The sequence below is a fragment of the Vreelandella olivaria genome (genome assembly GCF_023507745.1).
Classification (GTDB): domain Bacteria; phylum Pseudomonadota; class Gammaproteobacteria; order Pseudomonadales; family Halomonadaceae; genus Vreelandella; species Vreelandella olivaria_A.
On the sequence record NZ_JALPZO010000008.1, the window covers coordinates 52,695 to 65,684 of the forward strand.

The window sequence follows — 12,990 nt, forward strand, 5'->3', positions numbered from 1 at the left end:
TCTCTAATCCAAGCGCTGACTATTGTCTCTAACCTAAAGGCCAGTGCAACAAGCGCGGTGCTTTTCCACAGACATTCGCTGCAGGCATTTTGCTGCGTATCAGCAGCCACTCGGCCAAAATTTTTGGAATGTTACAGGATTTATCGACTTTCGGCTAGCCCTAAAATCATCCGACGTGCTGCACAAGCCTATTGGTGAATTCAGCTCACTATTCAAGACCCAACACATCCTGCATATCGTAGCGGCCATGGGATTTGTCAGCCACCCAGCGGGCGGCGCGAACCGCACCTTTGGCAAAGGTCATACGGCTGGATGCCTTATGGGTGATTTCGATACGCTCGCCTTCAGTGGCAAACATCACCGTGTGTTCACCGACGATGTCCCCAGCGCGCACGGTGGCAAAGCCGATCTCTTTATCGGTGCGCGGGCCACACTGCCCTACCCGTTCAAACACACCGTGCTCTTTTAGCGTGCGCCCCAGACTTTCTGCAACCACCTCACCCATTTTGATCGCCGTGCCGGAAGGTGCATCCACCTTATGGCGATGGTGGGCTTCAATCACTTCAATATCGTAACCTTCATCGCCCAGGGCTTTGGCGGCGGTTTCCAGCAGCTTCAGCGTCAGGTTCACCCCAACACTCATATTGGGCGCAAATACCATGGGCACTCTATCGCGATAGCTATCCAACTGCGCCAGCTCATCATCGTTCATGCCGGTGGTGCCAATCACGATGCGCTTACCATGTTCAGCACAAAATGCCAGATTCGCCAGGGTCACCTGGGGTGCAGTGAAATCAATCAGCACGTCGAAATCATCCACAATGGCACTGAGAGAATCCACCGCGACCACGCCACGCTTGCCCACGCCTGCCAGTTCGCCGATATCGGCCCCGGCCAGGGAGCTGCCCGGTTCAACAATTCCGCCTGCTAGCGAGGCATTGGCCTCTTGCTCAACGGCGTTGACTAACGTGCGGCCCATGCGGCCAGCTACGCCTACAATGGCAATTCGGGTCATGGAAACTCCTACGCGTGCGCTATTTGGCATCTACTGGAAACAAAAAAGGTGGCCGCGATTATAGCAGACCACCTTTGCTGATGCGGCGCTAACGGCAGCGCCATTCATGCACCCTCAATTTTCCCAGACAATCTCCAGCAACTCATCTTTCGCCATGCGCACCAGATGGCTTTCTACTACACCTTCCAACTGATCCAAATGCTCTTCTTCCAGGGTCTCAATCGACACCAGCAACCGCTCAGGCTCAGCCTGCATCAGGCAAGTGCCACTGGGGAACACAATTTTGGCATCCTGCTCGCTGTGCTCCACTTCAAGCTTATGCGCCCAGTGTTTGCACAACCGATTGATCAACCGCTCTCCAGAAGGCGTGGCAATTTCAGCACGGGATAGAGGCATGTTGTTTTCTCCATGGTAGCGTTGCGAGTTAGTACTCACCAGCGTAAGCCGCGTGACGATAAGAACCAAGCAGCAAATGAGAATTTGAGGCAACGGTGTGTTCAGCGCTTAGCTGACTGTTCTACACGTGTACAACAGCCGTGTTCCATTATCTAGCTGGCAAGCCATAGCGTCAAAAAGGACTGAGCTGTTACTTAGCCAAGGCGCCAGAGAGCGGCGAGCACATTCAGCAACCTTCGTGCACGGTGTTGGGCGCAAACACAAAAATGCCCCAGAACTGGATGGTCACTGGGGCATTAACCGTTAAAGCATGTAGGTACCGTTACGGTTTCATCTCTTCAAAGAACTTCTTCACACTGTCGAAGAAGCCGGTTTTCTTCGGAGAGTGGCTGTGGCTGTTACTACCGTCAAAACTCTTTTGTAGCTGACGCAGCAGGTCTTTTTGCTCGTCGTTGAGATTGACGGGGGTTTCCAGCACCACTTTGCACAGCAGATCGCCGGGGGCGCCGCCGCGCACGGGCTTTACGCCTTTGCCACGCAAACGGAACAGCTTACCGGTTTGGGTTTCCGGCGGAATCTTCAACTTAACGCGGCCGTCCAGGGTAGGCACTTCCAACTCGCCACCCAGTGCAGCATCCACAAAGTTGATCGGCACGTCACACTGCAGGTGTTTGCCGTCACGCTTGAAGATATGGTGCGGCTTGATCGATACCTGCACGTACAGGTCGCCTGCTGGACCACCATTCAAGCCGCTTTCACCTTCGCCATTCAGGCGAATACGGTCACCGGTATCCACACCCGGCGGAATTTTCACCGAGAGGGTACGGGTTTCGCGCACACGTCCTTCACCGTTACATTTGTGGCACGGCACTTTGATGTGCTGGCCACTGCCGTGACAGGTTGGGCAGGTTTGCTGAACCGCGAAGAAGCCCTGCTGCATCCGTACCTGGCCATGACCATGGCAGGTGGGGCAAGTCTCTTTGCTGGAACCCGGCTCGGCACCACCGCCATCGCAGCGGTCACACTCAATGTGGCGCGGTACGCGAATATCCACTGTAGTGCCGGCCACTGCGCTTTCCAGGTCAAGTTCCAGGTTGTAGCGCAGGTCTGAGCCACGAGCAGCGGCATTGGGTCCCCGACGACGACCACCACCACCGCCACCGAAGATATCACCAAATACATCGCCGAAGATGTCGCTGAAATCACCAGCGCCACCACCACCGAAACCACCGCCACCAAAGCCGCCGCCCTGGCCATCAACACCGGCATGACCAAACTGGTCGTAGGCCGCGCGTTTTTCGCCATCGCTTAACACTTCGTATGCTTCAGACACCTCACGGAATTTTTCCGCTGCAGTGTTATCGTCTGGGTTTCGATCAGGGTGGAATTTTTGCGCCAAACGGCGATAGGCCTTTTTGATCTCTTTCTGATCGGCCCCTTTTTCAACACCCAGGACTTCGTAATAATCGCGTTTGGACATGGGTCCTACGCCTCCTGGTTAGCTACGCTTTCAATTAGGCGTCTCGGCTGCGGAAACAGCAACGCGGGAGGTGCCTCCCGCGTCGCCGCTTTCCTTGGCAGAAAGAGGTTGATTACTGCTTTTTCTGGTCGTCGCTGACTTCTTCGTACTCGGCATCAACCACGTCATCCTCTGGCTTGGCATTGGCATTTTCAGTGCTTTCGCCCTCAGCCTGCTGAGCAGCTTCCGCCTGCTCGGCGTACATTTTCTGTGCCAGCTGGCCTGAGGCTTCGGTCAGGGCATCCAGTTTCTTCTGGATGTTGTCCTGATCGTCCGTCTTGACAGCTTCTTCCAGTTCGCTGATCGCGGTTTCGATGGCCTGTTTCTCGTCATCGGTCGCTTTATCGCCAGCTTCCTGCAGAGTTTTGCGGGTGGCGTGAATCATGCCGTCGGCCTGGTTACGCAACTGCACCAGCGCTTCGAACTTTTTATCCTCGTCCGCGTGAGCTTCGGCATCGCGTACCATTTGCTCAATCTCTTCATCGGAGAGACCGCTGGACGCTTTAATCACGATGGACTGCTCTTTGCCGGTTGCCTTGTCTTTAGCCGACACGTTCAGAATGCCGTTGGCATCCAGGTCGAAAGCCACTTCAATTTGCGGTACACCGCGCGGTGCCGGCGGAATATCAGCCAGATCGAAACGACCAAGCGACTTGTTCTGCGACACTTGCTTACGCTCGCCCTGCACGACGTGAATAGTCACCGCCGTCTGGTTGTCATCCGCTGTGGAGAAGGTTTGCGTCTTCTTCGTGGGGATGGTGGTGTTTTTGTCGATCAGGGGCGTCATCACGCCACCCAGGGTTTCAATCCCCAGAGTCAGCGGGGTAACATCCAGCAGCAGTACGTCTTTCACGTCGCCGCCTAACACGCCGCCCTGAATCGCCGCACCTACCGCAACCGCTTCATCGGGGTTAACGTCCTTACGTGCTTCTTTGCCGAAGAAGTCCGCCGCTTTCTTCTGCACCATCGGCATCCGGGTCTGCCCACCGACCAGGATTACCTCGTCGATTTCAGAAGCCGACAGGCCAGCATCTTTCAAAGCCACTTTGCAGGGCTCGAGCGAACGCTGTACCAGCTCCTCCACCAGCGATTCCAGCTTGGCGCGGGTTACCTTAACATTAAGGTGTTTCGGGCCAGTGTTGTCAGCGGTGATATACGGCAGATTAACGTCGGTCTGCTGGGCACTGGACAGTTCAATCTTAGCTTTCTCAGCGGCTTCTTTCAGACGCTGCATTGCCAGGTTATCACCAGACAGATCAATGCCGCTGTCAGCCTTGAACTGGTCAACCAGGTAGTTGATCAGCGCCAGGTCAAAGTCTTCGCCACCCAGGAAAGTGTCACCGTTGGTGGCTAACACTTCAAACTGGGTTTCGCCGTCAACATCCGCCACTTCGATGATAGAGATATCGAAGGTACCGCCACCCAGGTCGTAGACCGCAATGGTTTTATCGCCACGCGACTTATCCATACCGTAGGCAAGCGCCGCTGCGGTCGGCTCGTTGATGATGCGCTTAACATCCAGGCCAGCAATACGGCCCGCATCTTTAGTCGCCTGACGCTGGCTGTCGTTAAAGTAGGCCGGTACGGTGATCACCGCTTCGGTAACCGGCTCGCCGAGATAATCTTCGGCAGTTTTCTTCATTTTCTTCAGCACTTCCGCACTTACCTGCGGCGGTGCCATTTTCTTGCCTTTTACTTCAACCCAGGCGTCGCCGTTGTCAGCTTCGGTGATTTTGTACGGCACCATCTTGATGTCTTTTTGTACGACATCGTCTTTGAAGCGACGGCCAATCAGGCGCTTGATCGCATACAACGTATTCTCAGGGTTGGTCACTGCCTGGCGTTTCGCCGCCTGACCTACCAGGGTTTCACCGTCATCGGTGTAGGCAATGATGGAAGGCGTGGTACGACCGCCTTCGGCGTTTTCAATTACTTTAGCGCTGTCACCATCAAGCACGGCCACACAAGAGTTGGTGGTGCCCAGGTCGATACCAATAATGCGTCCCATAGCAAAAACCTCGAATTCGGTTATTACAAAACTGATGTTTTAAATCTTGCGGGCTTTCCCGCGGGTTGCCCTTTATTTGGGGGCCGCTTGCAGCATTTCAAGGGCTTTTTTCTGCATTGCGCCAACCTTTTCTTAATTCGCTTTTTGGCTGACCACGACCATCGCCGGACGCACCAGGCGACCGTTAAGCAGATAGCCCTTCTGCATTACGTCCATAACGGTATTAGGCTCAAGCTCGGGATTCGGCACCATGGCCATCGCTTCGTGCACCTGAGGGTCGAAGGGTTCACCCTGGGGGTCAACGTTTTCCACACCAAACTTGGTCAGCACGTCCAGTTGCATCTTCAGTGTCATCGACACGCCTTCGCGGTGAACATCTGAAGCGCCGTCCTGCATGCTTTCCAACGCTTTTTCCAGGCTGTCCACAACAGGCAGCAGCTCTTTGACAAACCTTTCAAGGGCAAACTTGCGCGCCTTCTCGGCTTCCTGCTCGGCCCGGCGACGTACGTTTTGAGCTTCGGCAGCCGCACGCAGGGCCTGATCCCTGGCTTCTGCCAGGCTCTGTTCCAACTCTTCTACCTGGGCGGCCAGCACATCGGCTTCAGGGTTGCCCACGCTGCCTTCCAGTGCCTCTTCGTCATCCAGCAGCCCTTCCAACTCGCCCTCTCTCAGGCGCTCCTCGGCAGACTGCTCAGTCACTTCCGCCTCTTGCTCTTGGCGAGCCAGCTCATCTTCCAACGGGGTTTGCGGTTCTTTTGCCATGCCTTGCTCCTGAAATAAGCAGCGGTGACCATAGCGGCCACCTTGGTCAAGTAGGAAGTATTAACCACGTATGGGGGCTATATGGGGGCCATAAAAGTCATCTCAAGAGGAGCATTGAAGTGAGTTATCGACTACTGTATAAAACAACAATTATTGGATAAGTATCCAGCTTCTGTGCCGCACCGCCTCAGGAGGCCTTATGCTTACTCAGCTTGCGATCCAGGACTACGCTATCGTTGACCGCCTTGAACTCGATTTAAGCCGCGGCATGACAGCCATTACCGGGGAAACCGGGGCAGGCAAATCGATACTGCTCGGTGCTCTTGGCCTCTGCCTGGGCGAACGCGCCGATGCTGGCAGTGTACGCCATGGCTGCGAGCGCACCGACCTTTCCGCCCGCTTTGATATTCAACACCTTCCTGCTGCCATCGAATGGCTGGAAACCCGCGAGTTGCCAACAGAAGAGTGTTTGCTGCGCCGGGTGGTTACTGCCAGTGGGCGCTCCAAAGCATGGATCAACGGCCACCCCGCCACCATCGCAGACCTGAAATCTCTGGGCGAGCAATTGATCCAAATTCATGGCCAGCACGCCCATCAAGCACTATTGCGCGAAGAGACCCATTTAGCCCTGCTGGATGATTATGCAGGGCTGCGTGAGCACAGCCAGCAACTGGCTGAAACATATCGGGAGTGGCGCAGTGCCCGGCGGCGGCTGAAAAAGCTCAGTGAAGAGGGCAGCGAGGTTGAAGCCAAGCGCCAGTTGCTTCGCTATCAGGTGGAAGAGCTTGATCAGCTTGGTTTGGCAGAGGGTGAACTGCAAACCCTTGAGGAAGAGCAACACACCCTGGCCCACGCAGAAGAAACCCTGCGGGAAACGCAGTTTGCTGCCGACTGCTGCGCCAGTGATGAAGGCGGCGCACTGTCACTGCTCAACCAGGCCTATGCCCACTTAAGCGCCCTGCCGGGCAGCGACAAGGGGACGCTGGCAAACACCCTGGCCATGCTGAGCGACGCACGTATTCAGGTAGAGGAAGCATCCAGCGAACTTAACCACCTGACCAGCACCACGGAGCTTGATCCAGCACGCCTGGCATGGGTGGAAGAGCGTTTGAGCGACGTACACCGCATTGCCCGCAAGCATCATGTTGCTCCTGAAGAGATTTGCGCGCTTCACACCCGGCTTAGCCAGGAAGTGGCACAGCTGGAAGCCAGCGATGATGACCTGGAAGCCCTGAGCAACCAGGTAGCTGCGTACCGTGAACGCTACCGTAGTGGTGCCAAGCAACTGAGTGAGGCGCGTCAAAAAGCCGCAGCGCGCTTGGGCAAAGAGGTCCAGCAGCAGTTGGCCTTTCTTGCCATGGGCAAAGCGCGTTTTGAGGTGGATGTTACGCCTCGCGAAACGCCTGTACCTGAAGGACTGGACCATATCCAGTTTTTAATTAGCGCTAATCCGGGTCAACCCGCTCGGCCATTAACCAAAGTAGCCTCTGGCGGTGAACTGTCGCGCATTAGTCTTGCCATTCAAGTAGTGGCCGCCTCTCACTCCACTATCCCCAGCTTAGTATTTGATGAAGTGGATGTGGGTATCTCTGGAGCAACGGCCGAAATCGTAGGCCAACTGCTGCGCAAGCTGGGCGAAAATGGCCAGGTAATGACCGTTACGCACCTGCCGCAAGTTGCCGCCCAGGCCCACCAGCACCTGCATATTGAAAAACGCGCCAAGCGGGATACCACCCTGACCCATATGGCACTACTGGATGAGCGGGGGCGTATCAGCGAACTGGCCCGTATGCTGGGCGGTGTGACCCTTTCCGACCAAACCCTGGCCCATGCACGCGAAATGCTCCACGCTAGCCAGCGTTTGCCGCATTAAACCCCATTGTATACTTGCACCACGGCGCGCCTGTGGTGCAATCAACAAAAACGCCCCTAGGGCGCCAGTGAAACTCACTCGCACCCTAGGGGCGTTGCCTAAGAGCCGCTAAGCGCTATTTCTTATTTGCAGGGCCGCTGTCCTGGCGCGTTACGTCCGACCCTCGAGGGCGTACGTACAGTACCAAAGCATGGTCCATTAGCTCGTAGCCGTGCTCTTCAGCAATTTCTTGCTGGCGACGCTCGATAATATCATCGACAAATTCGATGATTTCTCCGCTTTCCAAGCACACCATATGGTCATGGTGGTCTTCTTGGGTCATCTCGAATACCGCATGGCCACCGTCAAAATTATGACGAATTACCAAGCCCGCTGACTCAAATTGAGTCAGCACACGGTATACGGTTGCCAAGCCAACATCCTCGCCCGCATCTATCAGTGTTTTATACACTTCTTCTGCGCTAAGGTGGTGTTGACCCGAAGCATTTTCGAGAATCTGCAGGATCTTGACGCGCGGCAGGGTCACTTTCAGCCCGGCTTTGCGTAGTTCATGGTTCTGATCGGCCATGGTTGCTCTTCGCAGTAACAGGTTAGGTCGGGTATGATCGACCGAAACCACGATAGTGAAGAACAGGCCCAAATGCAAAAATTGACTCGAATCATTACTCTTTCCGTTGCCCTGACCGTTGTTAGCGGCTGCAGTTACGTTGGTGTTTACAAACGCGACATCCCCCAGGGCAACCTGGTTACCCAGGAGATGGTTAGTCAACTCCAGCCGGGTATGACCCAGGAACAGGTCACCTATGTGATGGGTCGCCCACTACTGGAAGCACCTTTCGATTCCCGGCAATGGGACTACGTCTACCGCCTCGACAAGGCCTATGGTGGCGTGGAGCAACGCCGCGTCACCCTGACCTTCGATGACACAGGGCGCCTGATAAACCTTGAGCAACAGGGCGATTTATCCCGGGAACTGCCGGTTAGTACGGATGGCGGCGTAGGGCCAGCCGTTGAAGGCACGGACCCACTGGATGCGCTACCCAGCTCCGGCCAGCCTACTCCCATGCTTGAACGCACTCCGGAGTCCCAGCCGGTGATAATGACTGAGTAAGGCCTTTACTGGCCGCTCGCTTGCCGCCTGGCGCGCTCCAGGCGGGCGGCTTTAGGATCAATTTGCAACGGGCGATAGACTTCAACACGATCGCCCTCGCGCAGCGTTTCCGTGTCAGGCTGGCGTAGCACCTTGCTGAAAATGCCCAGTGGCGCTTGTTCAAAGGTGCTACTGGGTACTTCTGGAAATAGTTGAGGAAGGTCGGCCAAAGCCACCGCCTGTCGTGCAGTAGTGCCCTGGCGCACCTCAACGGCCACCACACGCTGTTTGTGCGGCAACGCAAAGGCCACCTCAACCATAAAGGTTTCAGCGACCATAAAGCTCGTTGGCGCGTTTGGTGAAGGCATCGACCAACTGCCCTGCAATCTGTTGAAACAGTTTGCCAAACGCCAGACTGAGCAAGCGGTTGGCGAACTCGAACTCCATTTCCAGGCTCACTTTACAGGCATCCGTCCCCATAGGAGTGAACAGCCAGCGACCTTTCAGTCGTTTAAATGGTCCTTTCACCAGCGAAAGCTCTATGCGTTCGGGGGCATACAAGTCGTTATGGGTAGTGATCGTTTGTTCCACGCCCGCACGCCCAAGGGTCATCTCACCGACCAGATGGGCATCATCGCGCTCTACCAGGCGTGCACGGCGGCACCCCGGCAGGAACTCGGGATAGCGTTCGAAGTCATTGACCAAATCGAACATTTGTTGGGGGGTGTGCCGCACCAAGGCGGTACGATTAACGGTTGGCATTGACCTCTCCGCTGACTTCACAGTGCCCAAAGCGTATCATGGGAAACATTTTTTCAGACCTTGAATGGTATCACGCCTCCCCATATAACGAAGGGGGTGCTACTGACAGATTAAACATGAGGTTCCATGGCCACTAAGAAAGGTAACAGTAAGGGGCCCAGCAGCAGTGTTATTGCCCAGAATAAGAAGGCTCGGTTTGAGTACCATATTAACGAAACCTTCGAAGCAGGCCTGGCACTCGCGGGCTGGGAAGTCAAAAGCCTGCGTGCCGGTAAGGCACAGCTTACCGACACCTATATTTTAATTCGCAATGGCGAAGCGTTTCTGCTGGGCAGCCATATTATGCCGCTCAACACCGCGAGCACCCATGAAATTGCTGACCCTACCCGCACGCGCAAACTACTGCTGCACCGTAAAGAGATCGCCAAGATCTTCTCGGTTACTCAGGACAAAGGCCACACCTGTGTACCGCTTAAACTGTACTGGAAACGCAACAAGGTGAAGTGCGAACTGGCGCTGGTGACCGGTAAGAAAATTCACGATAAACGCGCCACGGAGAAAGACCGCGACTGGAATCGTCAAAAAGGGCGAATTATGCGGGAACATAACAAGGCATAACTGGTCAATTGACGGTGAGCACGTTAGAATGCGGCTCTGTTGTAAAGGGGGCGACATGGTTTCGACGCCGGTGACAAACCCTGCGGTGCATGCCGAGAGCGTGATGTATCTCGTAAATACCACATCACGAAAAATAGTCGCAAACGACGAAAACTACGCTCAAGGCGCGCTGGCAGCTTAAACCCTGCTAGCTTCTTGTCTGGCCCCAAGGTGATGTGCCTATTCATCGCTGAGGGGATATGAGCTAAAGCTGATAGGACCGCGGTTGGCGGTGTCTTCTCGTCAACCGTCAAACTTTAGAAGGCTCGCGTTGCTGAATCCTGATCGTCGGAGTCAGTCGCGTTAAATCAAATGACGAAATCTAAGCATGTAGAGCCAATGGGCGAGTGCTGACGGACGCGGGTTCAATTCCCGCCGCCTCCACCACCTACCTAAATTCAGATGCTTCCACATAGGTCTGAATGATCAGAAAAGCCCGCCCCGTGCGGGTTTTTTTGTGCCTGTATGCTTTCCAATATACCCATACAGCATTGCGCACCGTGTATCCCTGCGTGTATCCTTTTCGATATATTGAACCAGAGGGATACAAGAATGAAACGCTCCCAGATTAAGCGCCGCCCGCTGGCTGACACGGTATTGGCGACACTGGAACCCGAGACAAAAGAGTACCGGGAGAAAGACGACAATAATGGGCTGCACTTTCGCGTAAAGCCTAACGGCTCCAAGTCGTGGCAGCTTCGCTATAAGAAGCCAGACGGCAAATGGTCGTGGATTGGCTTAGGCGGCTATCCAGAAACCAGCGGTAGCCTGGCACGCAAGAAAGCCGACCAGCTTAGGGCAGACGCGGCCAATGGAGAAAACCCCATCGTCGCCAAACGGACAAGGGAAGTAGAAGCCCTAGAGGCTGCTAACAGCACGTTTGAAGCACTGGCGAGGGAGTGGCACACCAACAAGCGCCAGAACTGGACGGACGGCACCTCTACCCGCGTCATTGGCTCGCTGCAAAAGCACGTATTCCCCAAGTTTGGCAAGCGCGCTTTCACCGACATAACGCCCATGGAGTGGTTGGAACTCCTGCGCGACTTGGAAAAGACCGGAATCATTGAGCAGGCAAGCCGCATACGCGCTATCTGCCGGGAAGTGTACGACATGGCGCTAGTGAGTAAGCGTGTCACGTACAACCCGCTAGAGGGCTTACACAGGCACCTGACCACACGCCGAGCAACCAACTATTCCCACGTTAGCCAAGACGAGCTGCCCGCCCTACTGCGTGCCATTGGCTCTTACCCTCACGCTGAAGATGTACGCCTTGGCCTATTCCTGCTTTCCCGCCTAGCCGTGCGCCCCTCAGAGCTAAGAGAGGCACGCTGGGAAGAGTTCGACCTAGACAAAGCGCTATGGACGATCCCCGCCCAACGGATGAAGCGCCGCCGTGAGCATACTGTTCCACTGCCTAAGCAGGCCATTGAAGCCCTTCAGAGCCTTCACCAACTGACCGGATACCAACCCCTGCTTTTCCCTGGCCGCAGCGACAAGACAGCGCCACGGTCGAACACGGTATTCATCATGGCACTACGCCGCCTTGGCTATGAGGGACGCCAGACCGGGCACGGCTTCCGACACATCGCTAGCACGATCTTGAATGAGCACGGCTATAACGCTGACCACATAGAGGCCCAGCTATCCCACGTTAAAGACGGTGTGGCAGGCGTCTATAACAAAGCGCAGTACATCGAGCAGCGCCGCGTGATGATGCAGTGGTACGCCGATCACCTAGACAACTTGCAGCGCGGAAACGTGGTGGAGATGAAATGGGCATGAAAAAAACAGAATTTGAACCGTTCCAGTGGGCAAAAGACGGTTATTGTGAAGCGCCGTTAGAAAACCCTGATGATCTTCTGAAGTCATGTGGAAGGCAAGCCGAAAAGATCATTGAAGAGAGCGAAGGAAATGAAGCGCTCCAAGAGGATGCGCTCGCTATTATGAACATGGTCGCAACCACTTTTCTTGAAAGCAGATGGGCAGACACTGATAGCGGCATTGATCCTGACCTAGCCAAGAGTGCTCGTGAATCCTTGGTCAGAATGTATATTTTGGGCACACAAGCCACGAGGCTAGCGCTTATCACTTCGAGCAATGACTCTGGCAAGGAGTTCGAAAGAAAATTGATTAGCGAATTGGCCAGAAAGGCAGTAAATGCAAGACACAACAAACCCGGCGGAAGTCGAGATCTAAAGGAAAAAATTCGCTCCATATGGGCTACAGGAAAATACAGCTCTCGTGATATATGCGCTGAAGAAGAATGGGCAGCAGTAGGCTACAAATCTTTTTCCGCAGCGAGAAAAGCTTTACGCAACACCAAAGACCCGTCCTAGCCTGTACGCGCAGAGGACAGCCGCTGCGCGTAGTGTATATTCTGAAAACTATCTGCATATGAAGAATAGGGTATGTACCCACGACGAGTGCATACCTATGAATATCGAAGCCCTACCGCAAGACCAGAAGCTAATCACCAAGCCCAATCTATGCCGCGCTATGGATATGACCCGTAGCGGCATCGACAAGCTGCTGAAAAACGACCCCAGCTTTCCCCGCCCGCTAAAGTTCAGCGACAGCCAGCAAGCACAATGCTACTTCCCTATTGCCGAGGTTAACGCCTGGCTGGATGCCAAGCTGGCTATGCGAGGTGCAGCATAATGACCTTGCAACGCTCACCAATGCCGTTATATGCTTCAAGGGCTGGCGCAAAATCGTCAGCCCGTCCGGCGTGGAACCCGGCAGCTACTCACAAAGGCGCACCAGCGCCCACCATTCGACAGGCGCTTTTTTTGCGTCCGTCTATTATGGCGGGGCGTGTTGGGCGGGCCTTCAGTTTCCTTTGTGGCTGTGGTGTCCCGGTTCCACCCTGGCACGTCTCGCCACCCAAATCCCGTGGAACGGATAACGG

General features: G+C 55.0%; 14 protein-coding genes and 1 other RNA gene. 7 read left to right on the forward strand and 8 right to left on the reverse strand.

From position 1 onward, the window contains the following. Positions 1 to 208: 208 nt before the first annotated feature. The 5 genes from dapB to grpE all read right to left on the reverse strand — a co-directional run bounded on the left by dapB (position 209) and on the right by grpE (position 5,700). Positions 209 to 1,015 carry a 4-hydroxy-tetrahydrodipicolinate reductase gene (gene dapB / locus HP566_RS00305; protein WP_249975254.1) on the reverse strand — a complete coding sequence of 269 codons (807 nt, stop codon included), beginning with the start codon at positions 1,013 to 1,015 and terminating at the stop codon, positions 209 to 211. Between the two features lie 114 nt (positions 1,016 to 1,129). Further along, a complete protein-coding gene (locus tag HP566_RS00310; protein ID WP_249975255.1) occupies positions 1,130 to 1,411 on the reverse strand; it encodes a DUF2218 domain-containing protein in 282 nt (93 codons plus the stop codon). A gap of 322 nt (positions 1,412 to 1,733) precedes the next feature. After that, positions 1,734 to 2,891: a molecular chaperone DnaJ gene (gene dnaJ / locus HP566_RS00315; RefSeq protein WP_249975256.1), complete on the reverse strand. Its 1,158-nt coding sequence runs from the start codon at positions 2,889 to 2,891 to the stop codon at positions 1,734 to 1,736. Between the two features lie 112 nt (positions 2,892 to 3,003). Further along, on the reverse strand, positions 3,004 to 4,938 hold the full coding sequence (dnaK, locus tag HP566_RS00320) for a molecular chaperone DnaK (RefSeq protein WP_249975257.1): 1,935 nt from the start codon (positions 4,936 to 4,938) through the stop codon (positions 3,004 to 3,006). A 132-nt stretch (positions 4,939 to 5,070) separates the two neighbouring features. Beyond that, positions 5,071 to 5,700: a nucleotide exchange factor GrpE gene (gene grpE, locus HP566_RS00325; RefSeq protein WP_249975258.1), complete on the reverse strand. Its 630-nt coding sequence runs from the start codon at positions 5,698 to 5,700 to the stop codon at positions 5,071 to 5,073. 199 nt (positions 5,701 to 5,899) lie between these two features. Here grpE and recN point away from each other — a divergent pair, with 199 nt between their 5' ends. Continuing rightward, positions 5,900 to 7,573: a DNA repair protein RecN gene (gene recN / locus HP566_RS00330; RefSeq protein ID WP_249975259.1), complete on the forward strand. Its 1,674-nt coding sequence runs from the start codon at positions 5,900 to 5,902 to the stop codon at positions 7,571 to 7,573. Between the two features lie 115 nt (positions 7,574 to 7,688). Here recN and fur read toward each other — a convergent pair whose 3' ends face one another. Further along, the gene (gene fur / locus HP566_RS00335; protein WP_249975260.1) at positions 7,689 to 8,141 is read right to left on the reverse strand and encodes a ferric iron uptake transcriptional regulator; all 453 of its coding nucleotides are present in this window, start codon (positions 8,139 to 8,141) and stop codon (positions 7,689 to 7,691) included. A gap of 72 nt (positions 8,142 to 8,213) precedes the next feature. Between fur and HP566_RS00340 the strand changes: the two genes are divergently transcribed. Beyond that, positions 8,214 to 8,684 (forward strand): outer membrane protein assembly factor BamE, encoded by a 471-nt coding sequence (locus tag HP566_RS00340; protein WP_249975349.1) that lies wholly within the window; start codon positions 8,214 to 8,216, stop codon positions 8,682 to 8,684. A gap of 5 nt (positions 8,685 to 8,689) precedes the next feature. On the opposite strand, the gene HP566_RS00345 is transcribed toward HP566_RS00340, so the two are convergent. Next, positions 8,690 to 9,001 (reverse strand): RnfH family protein, encoded by a 312-nt coding sequence (locus tag HP566_RS00345; RefSeq protein ID WP_249975261.1) that lies wholly within the window; start codon positions 8,999 to 9,001, stop codon positions 8,690 to 8,692. Beyond that, positions 8,991 to 9,425 carry a type II toxin-antitoxin system RatA family toxin gene (locus tag HP566_RS00350; protein ID WP_249975262.1) on the reverse strand — a complete coding sequence of 145 codons (435 nt, stop codon included), beginning with the start codon at positions 9,423 to 9,425 and terminating at the stop codon, positions 8,991 to 8,993. Before HP566_RS00350 ends, HP566_RS00345 begins: the two co-directional genes overlap by 11 nt. A gap of 126 nt (positions 9,426 to 9,551) precedes the next feature. Between HP566_RS00350 and smpB the strand changes: the two genes are divergently transcribed. The 5 genes from smpB (at position 9,552) to HP566_RS00375 (ending at position 12,740) form a co-directional block, all read left to right on the forward strand. Further along, positions 9,552 to 10,043, forward strand: coding sequence for an SsrA-binding protein SmpB (gene smpB / locus HP566_RS00355; RefSeq protein ID WP_249975263.1), 492 nt, complete (start codon positions 9,552 to 9,554; stop codon positions 10,041 to 10,043). Positions 10,044 to 10,089: 46 nt separating this feature from the next. Continuing rightward, positions 10,090 to 10,469: a transfer-messenger RNA gene (ssrA, locus tag HP566_RS00360) on the forward strand. Positions 10,470 to 10,634: 165 nt separating this feature from the next. After that, positions 10,635 to 11,864: a tyrosine-type recombinase/integrase gene (locus HP566_RS00365; protein ID WP_249975264.1), complete on the forward strand. Its 1,230-nt coding sequence runs from the start codon at positions 10,635 to 10,637 to the stop codon at positions 11,862 to 11,864. After that, a complete protein-coding gene (locus HP566_RS00370) occupies positions 11,861 to 12,418 on the forward strand; it encodes a hypothetical protein (RefSeq protein WP_249975265.1) in 558 nt (185 codons plus the stop codon). Before HP566_RS00365 ends, HP566_RS00370 begins: the two co-directional genes overlap by 4 nt. Positions 12,419 to 12,515: 97 nt before the next feature. Beyond that, the gene (locus HP566_RS00375; protein WP_193060654.1) at positions 12,516 to 12,740 is read left to right on the forward strand and encodes a helix-turn-helix transcriptional regulator; all 225 of its coding nucleotides are present in this window, start codon (positions 12,516 to 12,518) and stop codon (positions 12,738 to 12,740) included. The last annotated feature ends 250 nt before the right edge of the window (positions 12,741 to 12,990 follow it).